Source organism: Nostoc sp. CALU 546, from assembly GCF_048836525.1.
Window position 1 is genome coordinate 153,915 of sequence record NZ_JAWJTF010000002.1, and the last position, 20,001, is coordinate 173,915.

The window sequence follows — 20,001 nt, forward strand, 5'->3', positions numbered from 1 at the left end:
ATTGCTCTGCTAACTTTGTGTACCAATTTTAAAGGTCGGTAAATATGTTTGATCTATTTAAATTCCGTAAAAATTATCAGTGTGTTTCTCAGTTGAGTGAAGAAGACTGTGGAGCAGCTTGTCTAGCTTCGATTTCCAAACATTACGGGCATTTTTTAAGCATCAATCGCAGCCGAGAAGCAGTAGGAACTGGACAGCTAGGAACAACTTTGCTGGGTCTAAAACGTGGATGTGAGAATCTGGGTTTCAATGCTAGAGCAGTTAAAGCTTCACCTGCGATCGCAGACAGAATCACAGAACTAAACTTACCAGCAATTATTCATTGGCAAGGCCACCACTGGGTTGTTTTATACGACAAACGGGGTAGAAAATACGTTATTGCCGATCCAGGCGTGGGTATCCGTTATATCACCAGAGAAGAGTTAACAGCAGCCTGGAATGGTGTGATGCTCTTACTAGAGCCAGATCCGGATCGCTTTTTTAAGCAGCCCAAAGAGAAAGCACAAGGTGGCTTAGGGCGCTTTTTAATACGGATATTGCCTTATCGGGGATTGCTGAGTCAAGTTTTGCTGATCAATATTGTCCTGGGTGTGCTAGCTCTCAGTAGCCCAATCCTCATCCAACTGCTGACAGATGATGTTCTTGTGCGCGGCGATACCCAGTTACTCACTGTTGTGGTTCTGGCTGTTATCGTCATGAGCTTATTCAGCAGTGGTCTGCAAGCATTGCAATCCATCATGATTGCTCATTTTGGTCAACGGCTACAATTAGGGCTAGTCTTGGAGTTTGGACGAAAAATTCTCCAATTGCCTTTGAATTACTACGAAGCTCGTCGCAGTGGCGAAATCATCAGCCGACTGCGAGATATCAACGAAATCAACCAGTTGCTATCACAGATTGTAGTTCTTTTACCAAGTCAATTTTTCATTGCAGTAGTTTCTTTCAGCTTCATGCTGTTTTATAGCTGGCGGTTGACGCTAGTAGTCATTTTCATTATCTTCTTAATGACTCTATCTACTCTGCCTTTCTTGCCCATCCTCCAGCAAAAGACCCGCAGTCTCTTGGTCTTGGGGTCAGAAAATCAAGGTGTTTTAGTAGAAACCTTTAAGGGCGCACAGGTAGTCAAAACCACAAACGCCGCTCCCCAATTCTGGGATGAACTTCAAAGTCGTTTTGGTCGCCTAGCCAATCTCACTTACAGTACTATCCAAATTGGAATTATTAACGGTACTGTTGCGAGACTCATTTCCAGCATTGGCGGCATCATCATCCTTGGGCTAGGGAGCATTCTGGTAATTCAAGGTGAATTAAGCATAGGTCAAATGCTAGCTTTTAATATTTTACAGGTTAACGTCCTGGCTTTAATTAACTCGTTAGTTGGTTTAATGGATGAATATATTCACTCCCAAACTGCAATCTCTCGCCTTTTGGAAGTTATTGATGCTACACCAGAAGTAGTTGGGACTGGTCAAAAGCCGACTGCACAAATCTCTGAAAATGCAGATATTCGTTGTTCCCACCTCCAATTTCACCACGCTGGCAGAGTTGATTTAATCGAAAATTTTTCTCTCAAGTTACCTGGAGGGAAAGTGATTGCTTTGATTGGTGAGTCAGGTTGTGGTAAAAGTACTTTGGCAAAATTGATCGCCGGCTTATATCAACCGAATTCTGGTAATATCCGCATTGGTTTTTTTAACATCCAAGACCTTTCCCTTGATTGCTTGCGACAACAAGTAATTTATGTCCCCCAGGAACCTCACTTTTGGAGTCGTTCGATTTTAGATAATTTCCGCTTAGGAACGCCTTATATTTCCTTTGAGGAAATTGTCAAAGCCTGCCAAATTGCTGATGCAGACGGCTTTATCAGTCAACTACCCAATCAATATCAAACTGTTTTAGGGGAATTTGGGGCAAATCTCTCTGGTGGACAAAGACAACGATTAGCGATCGCCAGAGGCATCCTTACTAATCCACCTGTACTGATTTTAGACGAAGCAACTGCCGGACTTGATCCGGTAAGCGAATCCCACGTGCTAGATCGGCTCTTGGAATACCGAAAAGACAAAACCACAATTTTGATTACCCATCGTCCCAGCGTCATCAATCGCGCTGATTGGATCGTGTTACTAAATAAAGGTCAAGTGCAACTACAAGGAACTTTAGAAACTTTTCTATCTCAACAAGGAGAGCATTTAAAGTTTCTATCACTATGAAAATTTTGCTCAGTGCGAGGAGATAACACCATGTCTGAAAATTCTAATTTTAACAATCCTGAGTTATTTAGATATCTGTCTGAAGAAGAACAAGAAAGCCTAACTGCTGGACAAAGTATAAATTACCCAAGTGAAGGGAATTTTTTCTTCCAGAAAACTAATATCCAAAGCACGGCAGACAGCACATTAAATCTGGGAGGTGCTGATGTCTCTTCACAAAATAGCAGATATAATTTTTCACAGATTACCATAGGTGCTTCTATAAAACTTGGGTTGCCAATTTTTAGCCCAGAGGGAAATAGATGGCAGAATTTTATAAGTAAAATTTTAAATGGCCTATTCTCATAATTTTAGCTTTTTGAATTTAAAATCTTGAGTTTGGACTAATTGTAAACCTCAGATCCCCGGCTTCTCAACAAGTCGGGAATTTTGTTGATTATAAATTATTCATTATTGCCATATATACATATTTCTTCAGATAAATAAATAGCTTAAAATAAAGCTTTGTAGTCTAAAACAAAAGTATTAAGCAAAGAATACTCTAAAAATAATAATCCTTTGAAAAGATTATAAATCAGTAATATTTTTTACATAACAAAAGCCATAAAAATTGTAGTTTATTTATTAAAAATCATTCAACCTAGGATAGGGTAAAATATAAATCAAAAGCTATAGATTTGTATTTTGTATTTCTAACTTTAGGATAGTTTAATCTTTATTTGCTCTCGCTATAAATAAAAGTATAGATATTACAAAATATATGTTGTACACATAGTTTGTAATATCTATACATTAGTAAGTGAGGTAATCAATTATGTCGATTCGAACCATGAAATCTGATTTGCTTGTGGACTTATCCACAGAAGAACAACAGCTTCTATCTGGAGGGGAAAATGGCTTTATTAGAACTAGAGGCGTTTTAAGATACGGTGAAAAGAGGTATCCTGTTCAACTTTTCGGCATTGTTAGAGGACTTCCTGAGTCCAAGGATGAAAACAACGGAGAAAACGGAAAAGGTGTTGAGTAATGAGTCCAGAATAAGACTCATATAACTTGCTCAATATCAATCAGATTTTGAGATAGTTTGGCAGTCTCTTATGTTTTGTTAAGGCGCTAAATTAGCAGACCGAAGACAAGCAAGGAAACTGCTAGGATTAGTGTTTACCTTTCTGCAAGTAGTTTTGACTACTTGACGAGTAATTTTTCCGGGAAAACTCAAGACAAGGCTTTAGCCGTGATTTTGCATCCATGAAGATATTGTGTCATCATGGATGCCTACCTATTTTTAACAATAGCCATAATTAATCATTACGCACTCAATAATATATCCCGCTTGTTTAATAAATTAGGGATATCTGATTTGTAATTCTCATAAATCAAATAGAATTGCTAGAGAAATATAGTTTATTAATTTATAACTTTTGGATAGTTGAATCTTTTAAAAAAAATATGTAGAAGTAAAAGCATAAGTGTTACTCACCTAAATTGTTTATAGACAGGTGTGTAAAACCTATATCCAAAAGTGAGGCAAACAATCATGTCAAATCAAATCATCACACCCGATTTACTTGTAGAGTTATCCATAGAAGAACAGGAACTTTTATCTGGGGGAAGATATGCTTTTTACATAGTGCCATTGCGTAGGCATCGCTTCTATAGACCTCGCTTCTATAGACGCCTCTTCTTCTGATCTAAATTAGCAAAGCCTAAAGACTGTATAATGTCTTGATTTCAACTTTCCAATTAATTGGGAGAGTGCAAAAATAACATAACTCGCTCAGGATAAATCAAGTTATGAGAGAGTTTAAGCCGTCTCCCATATTCTATTAATGCATTGAAATCAAGGACTAATCTTAAGAAAGATAGATGCTAAAAATAGCATCTATTTTCTCTTTAAATTATTTCAGCAGAAGAATCAATTGTCAATATGATCTGTTATGAAAAATTTTGAGTTAGCTTACAAACTTGAAAATTATTAATAATAATTTTCAAGTTTTAACAGGAATAAATTAGCCTTAGCTTTGGTAGTATTAGCAACCCCAAATTAACAAAAACACTCTCAACTTTTAGCTTTAATTGGTATTATTTAAAATTTCATTTTTCTAAAAAAAATGCTAGATTTAGCAAATTTTTCGCTAATCTAGCAAACCTAAATTATTTACAGGAAGTCTAATCTTCTGGTTCAATTCCCGCCGCCCGCAATTGTGCTGCTAGTCGTTCAGCACGTTGGCGTTCTTGTTCAGTGCGTTGGCGTTCTTGTTCGGCTAATTCTGTTCCCCAAAGTAAAAGGTTTCCTTGTTCATCCCACCACCTTAACCACTTTCCTGTACGATTTTCACGAGTCCCTTGCGACACTCCAAGGTAAAGATTCATTTCTGCTATCCAGTAGCGTTGGTTTTGATCAGACTCTTGCAAAATGTACTGTTCGTTTTGTAAGCGATACATCTCTAAAATGCCGCTATCTGGCTCAAAGATGATGTAGTTTGGTACTTTTAAAATGCGCTCGTAGAAAAACCATTTTCCTGGGGGATATGTAGATTTGATAGAATACTCTGTCTCCTGTGTATCGGAAACAAATTCCATCACAATTACGGGAATGTCACCCTGTAGTTGAGGTGTGTAACTACGTATTACTTCTTCTCTACTAACATTAATTTTGGCAATGAAAGCCCAATCAGGGGCTTTAATGACTATTTTGTTGTTTATAGTGGCACAAATACCGTAATTAGTTGTTGCTAGGGCGTTAGCTGAAATTTTTCCGTCTAATTGTAGGCTTTCTGTAAGTGCAGCAGCCAAGGCTGGTTGGTTGATGTTGTCCACTGGATCGTCTGGGAGTTTGTAATCATCGGGTAGTTTTTCCCAAGTTATTTGGTAGTCTTGGGTGAGGGTTGTCATCGTGGGTTTTCCTTTGGTGTGCAAAAGGGGCTGTTGAGTTAGGAGTTATTCTCCCTCATCTCCCCGTTATCCTTACTCATCTTCATCGGGTTCTAAATCCTCTGCTGTCAGTTCTTGATGCGGGATTGCGGCGATAATTGCATCTATCACTTTAGATACTGGTAATATCTCAATATTCAAGTCGGGAAATTTTGTCCCTTTGGGCACGATCGCTCGTTTAAATCCCAACTTAGCAGCTTCTTTCAATCGCAGTTCCATTTGGGAAACCGATCGCACTTGTCCACCTAACCCAACTTCACCGATTAATACTGTACCGGGATCGACGATGCGATCGCGGAAACTGGCAACGATTGCGATCGCAATTCCCAAATCTACTGCCGGTTCTTCCACATTCAACCCACCCGCAGATGCAACGTATGAATCTAACTTGGACATGGGAATTCCCACCCGTTTTTCTAAGACGGCGAGAATTTGCACCAGACGGTTGTAATCTATACCAGTGGCAGCACGACGAGGGGAAGGGTAACTGGTGGGACTAACCAAAGCTTGCAATTCCACAACGATGGGGCGAGTGCCTTCACAAGCAACGACAATGGCAGTACCGGGAGCAGGATCGTCACGGTTGCCTAAAAATAGCTCTGAGGGATTGGAGACTTCCCGCAATCCATCTGTAACCATTTCAAAAATACCGATTTCGTGAGTTGCACCGAAGCGGTTTTTAACTGTGCGTAATAACCGATGAGAGGCAAAGCGATCGCCTTCAAAATACAATACTGTATCTACTAAATGTTCTAAAACTTTTGGCCCAGCGATCGCTCCTTCTTTAGTGACGTGCCCCACAATGAGCATGGTGACATCTTCATGCTTCGCCACCTTCATCAATGCTGCTGTACATTCCCGTACCTGAGCCACCGAACCTGGTGCAGAAGTCAGCGCCGGAAAGAATACCGTTTGAATACTATCAATCACTGCCACGTTTGGCTTAAGAGAATCTATTTCTCGTAAAATTTCTTCTAAATCTGTTTCTGGTAATACATATAAATCTGCACCTATACTGTCAGGGTCTATGGGAAGTGTAGGATCTACTACTACTTCAGCCTTATCCTCATTAACCAAACTTAGGGTTTTTGATACTCCTAAACGGGAAGCTCGTAATTTTACCTGCTGTCCAGATTCTTCACCAGTTACGTAAAGGATGCGATATTTCTGTGCTAATTGATTAGAGACTTGCAATAATAATGTGGATTTACCAATACCCGGATCACCACCAATCAGCACCATAGAGCCGGGGACAACCCCACCCCCAAGCACCCGATCTAATTCTCCATAACCAGACTCCCAGCGGGCAATTTGGCGATCCGTAATTTGATCGAATGTTAAAGAGGCTCGCGCCTTAGCTGGTTTATTATGAGATTTGCCATTGCCTTGAGCGGATTGCCAACTGCTTACTCCCCCCCGACTGGGTACATCTACTGAGGATTGAATAGAAATTTGTTCTTCTAGAGAGTTGTAAGTACCGCAAGCTGGACACTTACCAAACCACTGGGGCGATTCTGCTCCACATTCATTACAAGTGAAAAAGGTTTTTGGCTTTGCCATTCTTAAATCTTATTAAATAATCTTAATATTTACTTAATTCTTGAAAAAAACTAAAAACCAATAATAGTAGTATTTGGAGCTTTTTCCAAATCAATTGATGGAATGATATCTTAATAATATGGTATTAAAAATTAATCATGTAAATTTTTAGTCAAGGAGCGTTGAAAAACTTGGAAAGCCATAAAGAAAAAATCTTGGTGGTAGACGACGAAGCCAGCATTCGCCGGATTTTGGAAACGCGTCTTTCCATGATTGGCTACGATGTAGTGACGGCTGGCGATGGGGAAGAAGCTTTGGAAACTTTTCGCAAAACTGAGCCAGACTTGGTAGTTTTAGATGTAATGATGCCAAAGCTAGATGGCTATGGTGTATGTCAAGAATTACGAAAAGAATCAGATGTCCCCATTATTATGCTAACAGCCTTGGGTGATGTAGCCGATCGGATCACCGGGCTAGAATTGGGTGCTGATGACTACGTAGTTAAACCATTTTCCCCCAAGGAGCTAGAAGCCCGGATTCGCTCAGTGCTGCGGCGAGTAGATAAAAACGGTGCTTCTGGCATTCCCAGTTCTGGGGTAATCCATGTCGCTAATATTAAAATCGATACAAATAAGCGACAAGTCTACAAAGGCGATGAGCGAATTCGATTGACGGGTATGGAGTTCAGCTTGTTAGAGTTGTTAGTCAGTCGCTCTGGAGAAGCTTTTTCTCGTTCGGAAATTTTGCAGGAAGTTTGGGGTTATACACCAGAACGTCATGTGGATACCCGCGTAGTAGATGTGCATATATCCCGTTTGCGGGCAAAGTTAGAAGATGATCCTAGCAACCCGGAATTGATTCTTACAGCGCGGGGAACTGGTTATCTTTTCCAGCGGATTATTGAACCAGGAGAGGAGTGAGGAGATGAGCCAGGGGGGAGGGGAAACAGGGGGAGCAGGGGAGCAGGGGAAGCAACAAGAGAGGGTAAAAGGTTAAAGGGTAAAGGGTAAAGGATGAAGAAATAAACCCTTTCCCCCTTACCCATTCCCCTTTACCCTTCTTACCCATGCCCAATGCCCAATGACAAATGACAAATGACAAATGACAATCGAGTTTTGCGGCGTCTACCCATTGTCGTGGGTGGGTTAGGCGCTGTACTTTTATTGATTAACCGTTTATTGACACCAGAATTAACCCAGTCTCAATCGCGTGGTGATGTGGTGGGCGTGATTTTGAGTGCGGTGTTAATTTTGACGGGTTTAATTTGGCAGCAAGTTCAGCCGCGATCGCCTGATACTGTAGAACTAATTGGAGAAGAAGGTTTTGTATTAGCAGCAGATTTACCAGATACAGTGAAAACAGAGCTAGCATGGGCATCTCATTTATTGTTAACTAATACAGTCACGCGATCGCTTGTGGTTTTTTATCAAGGTAAAGTTTTGTTGCGTCGCGGTATTCTAGGTACTAAATCTGAAGTTGTACCAGGAGTAATCTTAAAACAGGTACTCGAAAAACAAAAACCGATTTATCTAGTCGCTCTAAAAATATATCCAGGTAGGTTTGAATTTGATTATTTACCAGAAAATACTCAAGGTGTAATTTGTCAACCTATTGGCAACCAAGGTGCGCTAATTTTGGCAGCGAATGCTCCTCGTAGTTACACCAAACAAGATGAAAACTGGATTGCGGGAATTGCTGATAAATTAGCCGTTTCTCTTAGCTCAACTTTATAGTCATTCCCAGAAACATAAAGTACACATCGAAACCTCATCTCCAGCCCCTCTCCTTACTAAGAAGAGGAGACATAAACCACAGATTTATAAAGGTGAGGTTAAGCTGTACCTCGCTATACTAGGAAACACAAACACTTGTAGAGACGGCGATTTATCGCGTCTCAAAAACCCACGATTTTGTAGCGTCATTACGAATTACGAATTATTAAGTCACCAAGAAGTCAAGAAATTCCACCCTTCCTTTTCTTCTGGTGTTTTTTCTTCTTTTTCTTCTTTTTCTTCCGGTTCTTCGGATGTCTTTAAATTTGTCTGTTGAATTAAATTATTATATTCTCCTGAATCAACCCATTTTAATAATTCACCAGCTCGCATAACTACCCAGGAAAGACTTGATTCTGTATAGCTTAATATTTTGGTGACTTTATCAACATTATCAAAGCTATTAGATGCAAACTCACGAGCTTGGACAAGGAAATCTTCAATTACAGCAGTAGTCAAGTACTCATCTGGTAAACCTGCGAGTTTCATCAGTGTAGTAGTTGCTACATCAATATCTTGACAAGCTAGTAAAGCAGCACGATCAGCAGTGAACCTAGCCATCATCCGCCAATTATACAAACCCAGTTCCATTCCACCAGCTACTAAGCCACCTACCCCCATTGTGGTACTGCTCAACAAATTTTTCAAAGTTGGCATCACAATTGCCATTTGATGATAAACCATGTGCTGACTCTTGATGCGAGCAACTTCGTGTCCGAAAACGTAAAGCAACTCATCTGCGTTAAGCCACTCCATTGCATCTAAATTTATACCCACAAGGGATTTTTCTACCCCAACGATGTAGGTTTCAATATGACCTGTGCCTCGAAACAGATACAATTCAGGAAGTGGAGCAACATCAAGAATTTGGCAGGTTTCTACAAATGCTTGATGTAATTCGGGAAAATTACGGGGCGAAACTCTGATTTCACTACCAAGGCTTTGCAGTCTGAGTAAGCGATCGATGCCGTATTCGTTAACTTTTTTGAGTAGCAAGGAGACACCGGGCATATTTTGCAAAGAAGCCAAGGCTTTCCGATCAAAGGGGTGTTCGTAGGCTTCTGAACTCAGTCCAGTTAATATTTTTCGCGTCATGGGGTTTGAGCTTTTAAATAGCAGTTTAGAAGTATTAGGCAAAGTTGTAACACTATGCACTAAGCATTTGTCGGTATCTTGCCAAGATAGAATATACAGTAAGTGCCTACAGATGTGCGCCCCTACTGGGAAATTTGGAAATTTACAATTGATCTATGCAAATTATTTATTGGTTATTAGTTGCTGTAATGGTTGTGGGTATTATTGGTGCTGTAGTTCCAGCCATTCCCGGTAGCAGCTTAATTTTAATTGCAATTATCGTTTGGGGAATCGTTAGTAGTTCCTTTGCAGCTATCAAGATTCCCCTAATTGTGACAATTGTCGTTTTATTCCTCAGTGTCGGAGTGGATTTTTTAGCTAGCTATGTAGGAGCAAAACAAGCTGGAGCTAGTAAGTGGGGGCAAATTGGCGCAATTGTCGGTTTGGTGGTGGGATTTTTGGGACTATTACCAACTTTGCCTTTTGGGGGGCCGCTGTTAGGAATTTTACTAGGGCCGCTTTTGGGAGCAATTATTGGTGAGTATCTTTACCGTCGTGAATTTGGGTTGGCGGTTAAAGCAGGTATAGGAATTGTAGTCGGATCTTTGGTTGGTAATTTGATTCAAGGGTTGTTAGCGATCGCAGCAGTTGTAGTTTTCGTTGTGACAACCTGGCCACAGGTATTTGGTTCTTAACATTTCAAAGGTCTGACACCTTTGAAAACAGCGGTAATAGTTAGCACTTAGCTATGTCAACTTAACGCAAAAACTATGTCCCGCAAGGAACTGAAGTTCCAAGAATCAACTTCAGTAGACTTTAGCTATGAGCCAGAGAATTCATTCTCTGGCGGGTTATGAAGCCCGCAGCGAAGCTATTTATAGCTGAAGTTGACACCAATGATTCATGAATTGCTCCTACCGTATGTAATTTTGCGTAAGTCCTACTAAATAAATACAGCGGTTCCTTTCAATTATTTTCCGAGACGAACCGTTTCACGAAAAATTAGTAACTGAAGACAATAGATACATTCCATACTCGATTTATCTAAAAAATAGTTGAGCAATTATAAGTATCAAAAAGCACTGCAAATTTTATATACGTAAATTGCTTTTCTTCAAGTCAGAGCTATTGCCAACAATTTAAAGCCTGTTAAATGAAAGATATACAAAGCGCAGATATATAAGGAATTAAGATTTCATGAAGGATAGTAATGCGTTGAAGATGTGATGAAGACCACTCAGTAAATATTGCAGGCTCTAAGTCTATGTGATTTTATGGAGATAAGAAATGCATTACGCAATTTTTGCTTTCACTGACAGTATTTTTCATAAATTACTGAGATTAAAAGTAAAGACATTACTCTGACTTACGGTTATTACTAGGAGCCTAAAACAACAATGATTGGTTTTAAATCTAAATTACTAAATGCAACTTTAGCTATTACTGCTGCACTACCCTTAGCTACTGCTGGGTTGTTCACCTCTGCTGGATCTGCACAAGCTGCTGCACTCATTGGTGAAATTCAGTTTACCGGTGGTTTTACTGCATCTCCCTTCGCTAGTAGCCAAATCACATTTTCTCAAGATGCGCTAACTTTTACTCCTCAGCCAATCACTCCAATTGGAATTGGTTCTGCAACAGGAAACTTTTCAGCGTTTAACTCAGGCAACATAGGTAACATCATCTCATTTTCATCAAAAGTTGCAGACAATCCATTTATTGACTTTGGCTATCTTACTTATCCTGGTTTCATTTCCCCTGGAGAGAATACTAGTTCAATAACAGATGGATTGAATACTTTTACTTTGACATCTTCTAGCTACAAGCTAAATGAAAGCGGTCTTAATGTTGGTATAGATGTTGCACTTTTCGGATATTTTACCAGTGCAACTGGGGAAATATCTAATGGAGGAGGAAACTTAACTTTCCAAGTCAACAATACGAGTGTTGCTAGCGTAAATACAATACTCACTGGTGGTGGTTCAATTAGTAATTTAAGTTTTTCTGGTGGTACATTTGCCACTGTTCCTGAACCAGCGGCTTTACTAGGCTTGGGTGCAGTAGGCGGAGTAATGGTTATGTCTCGCCGCCGCAAAAGTTTCGTCAAATAGACCTATACTCAAATATAAAAAAGTTACTTTTAGTTGCTAAAAGTAACTCTAATTTATCAATTCGATCTGGCTGGAATGCAAAATTTTTCCAACTAGGTCGAATTTTTTTATACTGTAAGACAAATCTATTTAAGGATGAATTTTCTTAACTTAGATAAACTTAAACTGACTGCAAAGATTGTTTCGCTTCATTGGCGATCGCATCTACTTCATCATTAGCCAAAGTTTCTAAGATAGATTTGGCTTCTGCATTACCCAAACGAGCCAAGGCTTGTACAAGTCTATAACGAATTTGCCAATCTGGATTGGTAGCATAGGGAGCTAAAAGGGGAACTGCTTGTATATCTCCCAAGTCACCCAAAGAACTAATAGCAGCAGTTTGGACTAATTCGTTTTCTGATGAGAGTGCCTCTTTGAGTAGTTCAAAGGCTCGTGGATCGCCTAATTCTCCTAATGTAGCAATAATACTGAATTGGATGAGCCATTCACCGGTTGTATGATAAAGTTGCTGCAAATCTTCAAAAGCTTCACGTAACTTCAGAGCGCCCAAACAGTCTGCTGCTGCTGCTTGTACATCTACTTCGGAGTCATTAAGCAAGCGATCGCGCAAGATATCCAAGGATAACTGTAAATCCTGCGTTCCCAGTGTATCCATTTGACTCACCGCTGAGTAACGGACACGGGAATTGCGATCGCCAATAGCACTTTGAATTAATTCAAAGCCAATGGCAGGTTCCAGTTGGCGAATTTGATTTACTGCACGTAAGCGATCGCCTAAATCCTCAGAACTGAGCAATTGCTTAACAGACTCCGGAGTAATACTCATTTAGTTATCCTTGATTTTCAAATGTATAAAAAACAGTCAAAAGTCAACAGTTAAGTGTTAAAAACTCTTGACTAATGACTAATCTTGACTAGCAGCCATAGCCCGAATAATATCACCACGAGTGAGGATACCAATCACTTGACCCGTGCTGTCAAGTACTGGCAAGCGGTGAACGCTGCGATCGTGCATGATTGTAGCTGCTTCTTTTAAAGTTTTATCAGGGGAAATAGCGATCGGGTTTTTACTCATCACCTCCCCAACGATTTGTCCTAGAGCCTTATGCAAATCACGTTCATAAGTAGCAGGATTTTTTAAATAGATAACACTATCAAGAAACATAATGTACGCAGGTGGAGTAACACCAGTTTCTTGCCACATCAAATCGGTTTCCGAGATAATACCAACCAATTTCCCGACATCATCCACAACAGGTAGCCCGCTGATGTGGCGTTCTGCAAGAATTTGGATAGCTTCCTTCAGTGGAGTTTCCGCGTGGACGACAATCGGATCGCGGCTCATCACATCGGCAACGGTTTTAGGCATTTATTTACTGACACCTTTAATCAAAGTCTCTGCGCTTATTGTAGAAAATTGCGGGACTCAACCTGATGCAATTAATAGATTGTTACGGGATTTGTCATTAGTCATTTGTCATTAGTCATTTGTCATTAGAAAAGAGGCAGAGGTGCCGGGGGCGGAGGGGAAAACTCTTCTCCCTTGCTCCCTTGCTCCCCTGCTCCCCTGCTTCCCCTGCTCCCCTGCTTCCCCTGCTCCCTCTGCTTCTTTCCTAGTCCCCAGTCCCTTTTAAGACAGCAATAATTTGAGTATTCGCTTTCGGAAAAGTAAACTGCTCCAGTTCTTCCAAAGTTACCCAGCGAATTTCGTCGGATTCCAAAGGTTGGGGAACACCTGTAAGATGGCGGCAGTGATGTACTGTGAGGGTAACACGCAAGTTTGTATAACTGTGGTCAATAGTAATCAGATGCTCTCCCACTTCAATTACTATTCCCAGTTCTTCAGAAATTTCCCTTTGAATACATTCTTGGATAGTTTCACCAGGCTCAATTTTACCACCAGGAAATTCCCACAAACCACCCATCGCTCCCTCTGGACGACGGCGATCAATTAAAATTTGCTTTTGGTCATTCCAAATTACTGCAACACCAATGATTTTGTGGGGTGGGAAAGAACTGGTTTCACTCATAGTTGATTGGGGAAATTGGGAGTGGGGAGTAGAGAAAAAATTCCTGAATCTTGACTAATAACAAAACTCGGCAGACTAGTTGTAACTCTGCCGAGTTTAGATTTATTGCGAAGTTAGTCTACTGCTGTTAGTTTATCCACAAATGTATATTAATCATTTATAAACTCCGCGCTAGCCTCTGCATTCCTACCCTGTAGGAAGGCGTACCCCTACGGGAAAGCAAGCTACGCGTAGCGTCTCGTAGAGAAGCGCCTATGGTTTAAACTTCAACCTCAATTTGTAACTATTTTGGATATTAAAAAAATTAGTTGATGCATAATTGGGAATTAGCGGCGAAGATTTCACAGAGGCTTATTTTCAATTCCTATCGCCGCGATTGTGATGAGCTATCAGCCCAAGAATATTAAATAAATTTCCCAAATTTTACATTTCTAGTCAATTTCGCTGTTGTTGGTTTCAGCCCCTTGTAGGGCGATTTCAAAATTCATTCTCTGTTCAGCGTTACGTAAGAAATAACCACTAATCATAGCAGAAGCCAGGAGCCGACCTAGACTTTCCCGACTGGTGCTTACGGTGATGCCAAAGTGTTCTGAAGGTAAATTACCCAATAGTCCTGTAATATTCCGTTCCATCACCTGAAAGACTTCGGCAGATGTGGGTTTAGATAGCTGGGTAACTGTCTCTGGACTCAACGATTTAACGTACTGCCATAGTAAATCGTTAGTTTCTGATTCGCTATTAAAAAACTCTGAGACACGATTGGATGGGTTACTCATTTTTTAGCTCCTTAACTACCACTACTGGCTGCGGTGCTTGTGATTTGAATATTAAATGCCTGTTTTGGATTTGACTTATTTCTTTTGTCTTCCTGTCAACTAATGTAACAGCCTAGCTTGAGAGTGGAAGTAGGTGTAACCGTACCAAAGTCAGCGTATTTTCTCACCCATCTGTCATTAATTATTGGTCATTCGTCCTTTGTAAATAATTATTGAAGAAGAATTCAGGAGTCAGAATTCAGGAGTCAGAATTCAGAATAAAGACGCTTGTTCGCGTAGCGTGTCGTAGACAAGACTCGCTTTCCGCAACGCTATCAGCCGGGGATTCAGACCGGCACAGGAATTATTGCACCACCAAATTTTCAATTCGGTGGGGGTGCAAAAACGCCGATTATTTAGACGCGAGGCTCGAATACTCGCTAACGCTGCGAAGCACCGCCAGTCATACAGAATACCCAACTGAATTCTGACTGCTGACTCCTGAATTCTGTTCGATAACAAAGGACTAATGACTAATGACTAATGACTAACTTGCCAAATATTCATCCATGTTGGCTTTAGATTTGCGAAGTTTGGTTAAGGCTTCGCGCTCAATTTGCCTAACTCGTTCTCGGCTGATGTTTAGTATTTCGCCAATTCTAGCCAGAGTCAGCGCTTGTCCATCTGTTAAGCCAAAGCGCAATGTGATCACTTCCCTCTGTTGTGGCGTGAGATCACCCATCAGGCGATCTAAGTCATAAGATAAGGAAGATTGCATGACAAACTCTTCGGGAGATGCTCCTGGATCTTCCAGCATTTCTCCAAGTTCGGTGTCGTAGTTATCACCCAGTCGCAAATCCAAGGAAAGGGGCAAACGCGCCTTTTCTAGATACTCTCGGACTTGTTTGGGGGTCAATTCTAATTCTTCAGCTAGCTCACCAGCTGTAGGAGCGCGTCCTAGTTTTTGAGACAATTGACGCTGTGCTTTTTTAATCTTATTTAATTTTTCAGTGATATGGATAGGCAGCCGAATAGTGCGAGCTTTTTCGGCTATAGCACGAGTTATAGCTTGCCGAATCCACCAATAGGCATAAGTAGAAAATCTATACCCTTTGGTAGGGTCAAACTTTTCTACGCCCCGTTGCATACCAATACTACCTTCTTGGATCAAGTCCAGTAAATCGACGTTGCGCTTGATGTATTTTTTAGCAACGGACACTACCAGCCGCAAATTGGCTTCTACCATCTTGCGCTTGGCAATTTCGCCATCTGCGATCGCTTCGTTCAATTCTGTTGGTTCTAGGTTTGTCGCTTTGGCCCACTCTTCTAGAGTCGGTTGACGGTCTAGCTGGGTGGCAAGACTTTCCCTTGATTCGTGCAAAGCGCAGGAACGTTGCACTTGTTTACCATAGAAAATCTCTTCCTCGTGGGTTAAGAGTGGCACACGGCCAATCTCACGCAGGTAAGTCCGCACGAGGTCTGTGGCTGTCTGAGCGGTCTTCATGGCGCTACTCTTTGGTAATGATGGGGTTGGCGGTAGGGTCATTAAGGGATAGATGCTTTATCTATTAGGGTGCTACCCAGTCAGACTGGGAACCCATGCTATGGTTTGCAACTTACGCGCCCGAGAAACTCGGCTGCTCATAATAATCAAATTTAGGCTTCTTAACTGCTAAAACTACAGTTATTTCCTATTTTTCACAAGTATCTACAGTTAGATAAAAGGTCGCTTTTTAAACATTTTTCTATTGGAGCCTTGTTAATAATTGTAACATTTATGAGAAAGTTTTGGCTAGATGGCGACATTAAATTTCCTGGTTGTTCCAGTTCATGCAAAGTCGCCCTCTATCTTAAGGCTGACCAAAAGTCAATTTAATAAATTATCTTAGTTAAAATAATTTTCCTCATATTTGTTAAAGTATCTCAATGAGAACTATAGTCATTCTCTTATAACAATTACTTAATTTTCTTGGGCATTGGGCATTGGGGACTAGGGACTGGGGACTGGGTATTTGAAAAACTTTGTTCTAGTCCTAACCCTTAGTCGCCAATCCCTATTCCCTATTCCCTATTCCCTAGTCCCTCACAATCGCGCAGTACTCTTGAATGGTTTTTACGTCCAAAGTCGTATTTTGTAAGGAACGGATGGCGGCGACGGTAGCTTTAGCGCCGGCAATGGTAGTGATGATGGGAATTTTGTAGGCTAAGGCTGTGCGGCGGATTAACCTAGCATCAGTCTGAGCTTCTTCCCCGGAAGGTGTGTTGATAATAAGTTGGATTTTTTGGTTTTTGATCGCATCGAGGACGTGGGGACGACCTTCATGGAGTTTTAAGACTAATTCAATATTTAGCCCCTGTTCCAGAAGAACTCGGCGTGTACCAAGGGTAGCCATCACTGTAAAGCCCAAATCGATAAATTCCTTCACCACACCACTTGCAGCAGCTTTATCGCGATCGCTCATTGATACAAATACAGTTCCCGTCAGTGGTAAACGCTCCCCAGCACCCAATTCCGCTTTGGCAAAGGCCCGGCCAAAGTCGCTATCAATCCCCATCACCTCACCAGTGGATCTCATTTCTGGGCCCAATATTGTATCAGTTCCAGGGAATTTATTAAAGGGTAATACAGCTTCTTTTACTGCAATATGTGTGGGGATGATTTCTTCTGTGAAATTTAGCTCCTCTAAGGTTTTGCCCGACATAATTAAGGATGCTAATTTTGCTAACTGTACGCCCGTTGCTTTAGATACAAAAGGCACTGTGCGGGAGGCACGGGGATTAGCTTCCAGAATGTAAACTTGGGGAGAATAGCTACTTGCGCCGATAACGGCAAATTGGATATTCATCAACCCCACGACTGATAGCGCTTGCGCTAGCTGCACTGTCCACGTGCGAATTTGATTGAGAACTGCTGGTGATAGGGAAATGGAAGGTAAGGAACAAGCGGAATCTCCTGAGTGAATCCCTGCTTGTTCAATGTGTTCCATGATGCCACCAATCACTACCCGTCCTGTGTGATCGGCGATCGCATCTACATCGACTTCAATCGCGTTTTCCAAAAACTTATCAATCAAAATCGGATGTTCTGGTTCTATGAGTACCGCAAAGCTCATGTAGCGTTCCAACTCAGCATCAGAATAAACGATTTCCATCGCCCGTCCCCCCAACACATAGCTGGGACGCACCACCACCGGATAGCCAATGCGTTTAGCAACAATCAGCGCATCTTCGTAACTCCGCGCAATCCCATTAGGCGGTTGAGCAATATTTAACTGTTGGAGAATCTTTTCAAACCGTTCCCGGTTTTCCGCCATGTCGATGGAATCTGGCGATGTACCCCAAATTTTAGTGAGCAGTCCAGAAGTGTTATTGGTAAGAAACTCTTGTAATGGAATAGCCAACTTTAGCGGTGTTTGTCCGCCAAACTGGATAATTACCCCAACTGGATTTTCAGTTTCGATGATGTTAAGGACATCTTCTTTTGTTAAAGGCTCAAAGTAAAGGCGATCGCTAGTATCGTAATCTGTCGAAACTGTCTCTGGGTTAGAGTTAACCATAATCGTCTCATACCCCGCATCCTTCAAGGCATAAGCGGCGTGACAACAACAATAGTCAAACTCAATTCCTTGCCCAATACGGTTAGGGCCACCACCCAAAATCAACACTTTGGGTTTGGTTGCGGGCAAAACCTCTGTTTCTTCTTCGTAGGTAGAATAGTAGTAGGGCGTAAAGGCTTCAAACTCAGCCGCGCAGGTATCTACGGTTTTGTAAACTGGGATAATTCCTAGCGACTTGCGGTAAGCGCGAACTTCATCTTCAGTGGTTTTGGTGGCATAAGCAATTTGGCGATCGCTATATCCATCCCGCTTCACTTCATAGAGTTGCTCTTTTGTCAATTGCTGTAAAGGTGTCCGCTTCAGGAATTTCTCGACATCTAGTAGTTGCTGAAATTTATCTAAGAACCATCTGTCAATACCAGTGAGTTCATAGATTTCCTCAATGGTCATCCCTTGCTGCAAGGCATGACGCACCGCAAAAATGCGATCAGGGTTAGGTGTCCGCAGTTGGGCGCGGATTTGTTCACCACTGGGTAATTTTTCGGCTTTGTCGCAACCCCAGCCAGCGCGTCCGGTTTCGAGCGATCGCAGTGCCTTTTGGAAGGATTCGTTGAAAGTCCGCCCAATAGCCATTGCTTCCCCGACAGACTTCATTTGGGTTGTCAGTACTGGGTCGGAACCGGGGAACTTTTCAAAGGCGAAGCGGGGAATTTTTGTCACCACATAGTCAATTGTCGGCTCAAAGGATGCGGGAGTTTTCTTGGTGATGTCATTTTTAATTTCATCTAAGGTGTAGCCCACAGCTAGCTTTGCTGCCATTTTAGCGATGGGGAAACCCGTCGCTTTGGAAGACAAAGCCGAACTGCGGGAAACGCGGGGGTTCATCTCAATTACAACCACATCCCCATTAACTGGATTAACGGCAAACTGGATATTAGAACCGCCAGTTTCCACACCGATCTCGCGGATGATTTTAATTGCCATATCCCGCAGCCTTTGATATTCTTTATCAGTGAGGGTTTGCGCGGGAGCGACGGTGATTGAGTCCCCGGTGTGAATGCCCATAGGGTCAAGGTTTTCGATGGAACAGATAATCACCACGTTATCTGCCAAGTCACGCATCACTTCAAGCTCATATTCTTTCCAGCCGAGTAAAGACTGGTCAATGAGAATTTGCGAAACAGGGCTGGCATCTATACCTACCTGTGCCATTTCTTCAAATTCTTCTTGGTTGTAGGCAATACCGCCGCCGCTTCCACCCATTGTGAAAGCTGGACGAATAATTAGGGGATAACTACCAATTTGGCGGGCAACAGCTTTGGCTTCTTCCAAAGTTTCGGCTGTGTCGCTGGGACACACAGCTACCCCAATCCTTGCCATTGCTTCACCAAAAAGTTTTCGATCTTCGGCTTTCTCAATGGCTGGTAGTTTAGCGCCGATTAACTCAACGCCGTATTTTTCCAACACCCCATTTTTGGCTAAAGCAACGGCGAGGTTGAGGGCAGTTTGCCCTCCCATCGTTGGTAGTAAAGCATCGGGGCGTTCTTTCTCGATTACTTTTTCGACCAATTCCGGTGTCAGCGGCTCAATGTAAGTGCGATCGGCCGTTTCCGGGTCGGTCATAATCGTTGCAGGGTTGGAGTTGACCAAAACCACTTCATAGCCTTCTTCTCGGAGCGCTTTGCAGGCTTGAGTGCCAGAGTAGTCAAACTCACAGGCTTGTCCAATCACAATTGGGCCAGAGCCTAACAGTAGAATCTTCCGGAGGTCATCACGGCGGGGCATAGTCGTTGCCTTGGAGTACGAGAATACAAATCCTGATTATTTTAAGGGTCTTTACCCCCTGTCGTGCTTTTTATTATTAAGTTTTCTAAGTTTGATGACAAAGAGGGGAATGGAGACTGGGGACTGGGGACTGGAGGAGATGAGGGAGAAATCAATTCAAAGACTTCTACCTCCTGCCTCTTGCCTCTTGCCTCCTGCCTTCTGCCTCCTTGCCTCCTGCCTCCTGCCTTC

17 protein-coding genes are annotated in these 20,001 nt (G+C 41.9%); 8 read left to right on the top strand and 9 right to left on the bottom strand.

The features are described 5' to 3' along the window. Positions 1-44: 44 nt before the first annotated feature. From RRG12_RS01795 to RRG12_RS01810, 4 genes are all read left to right on the top strand, one after another. The gene (locus tag RRG12_RS01795) at positions 45-2,213 is read left to right on the top strand and encodes a peptidase domain-containing ABC transporter (protein WP_420758122.1); all 2,169 of its coding nucleotides are present in this window, start codon (positions 45-47) and stop codon (positions 2,211-2,213) included. Positions 2,214-2,243: 30 nt separating this feature from the next. Continuing rightward, the gene (locus tag RRG12_RS01800) at positions 2,244-2,561 is read left to right on the top strand and encodes a hypothetical protein (protein ID WP_420758123.1); all 318 of its coding nucleotides are present in this window, start codon (positions 2,244-2,246) and stop codon (positions 2,559-2,561) included. A gap of 466 nt (positions 2,562-3,027) precedes the next feature. After that, the gene (locus RRG12_RS01805; protein ID WP_420758124.1) at positions 3,028-3,240 is read left to right on the top strand and encodes a hypothetical protein; all 213 of its coding nucleotides are present in this window, start codon (positions 3,028-3,030) and stop codon (positions 3,238-3,240) included. Positions 3,241-3,750: 510 nt separating this feature from the next. Next, positions 3,751-3,903 carry a hypothetical protein gene (locus RRG12_RS01810; protein ID WP_420758125.1) on the top strand — a complete coding sequence of 51 codons (153 nt, stop codon included), beginning with the start codon at positions 3,751-3,753 and terminating at the stop codon, positions 3,901-3,903. Between the two features lie 479 nt (positions 3,904-4,382). Here the strand turns inward: RRG12_RS01810 and RRG12_RS01815 are convergent, their stop codons facing one another. Further along, positions 4,383-5,108, bottom strand: a complete 726-nt coding sequence (locus tag RRG12_RS01815) for a Uma2 family endonuclease (RefSeq protein WP_420758126.1) — start codon at positions 5,106-5,108, stop codon at positions 4,383-4,385. Between the two features lie 72 nt (positions 5,109-5,180). After that, entirely contained in the window at positions 5,181-6,707 is a 1,527-nt protein-coding gene (gene radA / locus RRG12_RS01820) for a DNA repair protein RadA (protein ID WP_420758127.1), read from the bottom strand. 170 nt (positions 6,708-6,877) lie between these two features. Here radA and rpaB point away from each other — a divergent pair, with 170 nt between their 5' ends. Both rpaB and RRG12_RS01830 read left to right on the top strand, forming a co-directional pair. Beyond that, a complete protein-coding gene (rpaB, locus tag RRG12_RS01825; protein WP_012412029.1) occupies positions 6,878-7,606 on the top strand; it encodes a response regulator transcription factor RpaB in 729 nt (242 codons plus the stop codon). A 174-nt stretch (positions 7,607-7,780) separates the two neighbouring features. After that, positions 7,781-8,419: a cofactor assembly of complex C subunit B gene (locus RRG12_RS01830; RefSeq protein WP_069073425.1), complete on the top strand. Its 639-nt coding sequence runs from the start codon at positions 7,781-7,783 to the stop codon at positions 8,417-8,419. A 210-nt stretch (positions 8,420-8,629) separates the two neighbouring features. Here RRG12_RS01830 and RRG12_RS01835 read toward each other — a convergent pair whose 3' ends face one another. After that, a complete protein-coding gene (locus tag RRG12_RS01835) occupies positions 8,630-9,553 on the bottom strand; it encodes a M48 family metallopeptidase (RefSeq protein ID WP_069073424.1) in 924 nt (307 codons plus the stop codon). A 155-nt stretch (positions 9,554-9,708) separates the two neighbouring features. On the opposite strand from RRG12_RS01835, the gene RRG12_RS01840 reads away from it, so the two are divergent. Both RRG12_RS01840 and RRG12_RS01845 read left to right on the top strand, forming a co-directional pair. Then, positions 9,709-10,227: a DUF456 domain-containing protein gene (locus RRG12_RS01840; RefSeq protein WP_069073423.1), complete on the top strand. Its 519-nt coding sequence runs from the start codon at positions 9,709-9,711 to the stop codon at positions 10,225-10,227. A gap of 702 nt (positions 10,228-10,929) precedes the next feature. Beyond that, positions 10,930-11,643, top strand: coding sequence for a PEP-CTERM sorting domain-containing protein (locus RRG12_RS01845; protein ID WP_420758128.1), 714 nt, complete (start codon positions 10,930-10,932; stop codon positions 11,641-11,643). Positions 11,644-11,803: 160 nt separating this feature from the next. Here RRG12_RS01845 and nblB read toward each other — a convergent pair whose 3' ends face one another. From nblB to carB, 6 genes are all read right to left on the bottom strand, one after another. Further along, on the bottom strand, positions 11,804-12,469 hold the full coding sequence (gene nblB / locus RRG12_RS01850; protein ID WP_069073421.1) for a phycobilisome degradation protein NblB: 666 nt from the start codon (positions 12,467-12,469) through the stop codon (positions 11,804-11,806). Positions 12,470-12,547: 78 nt separating this feature from the next. Next, a complete protein-coding gene (locus tag RRG12_RS01855) occupies positions 12,548-13,012 on the bottom strand; it encodes a CBS domain-containing protein (protein ID WP_256091262.1) in 465 nt (154 codons plus the stop codon). 244 nt (positions 13,013-13,256) lie between these two features. Further along, complete coding sequence (mutT, locus tag RRG12_RS01860; RefSeq protein ID WP_069073420.1) at positions 13,257-13,673, bottom strand: 8-oxo-dGTP diphosphatase MutT; 417 nt, start codon at positions 13,671-13,673, stop codon at positions 13,257-13,259. Between the two features lie 431 nt (positions 13,674-14,104). Beyond that, positions 14,105-14,449 carry a DUF760 domain-containing protein gene (locus RRG12_RS01865; protein WP_420758129.1) on the bottom strand — a complete coding sequence of 115 codons (345 nt, stop codon included), beginning with the start codon at positions 14,447-14,449 and terminating at the stop codon, positions 14,105-14,107. A gap of 526 nt (positions 14,450-14,975) precedes the next feature. Beyond that, positions 14,976-15,932, bottom strand: a complete 957-nt coding sequence (locus tag RRG12_RS01870; RefSeq protein WP_069073418.1) for an RNA polymerase sigma factor, RpoD/SigA family — start codon at positions 15,930-15,932, stop codon at positions 14,976-14,978. Between the two features lie 571 nt (positions 15,933-16,503). Continuing rightward, the gene (carB, locus tag RRG12_RS01875) at positions 16,504-19,770 is read right to left on the bottom strand and encodes a carbamoyl-phosphate synthase large subunit (protein WP_420758130.1); all 3,267 of its coding nucleotides are present in this window, start codon (positions 19,768-19,770) and stop codon (positions 16,504-16,506) included. Between the last annotated feature and the right edge of the window lie 231 nt (positions 19,771-20,001).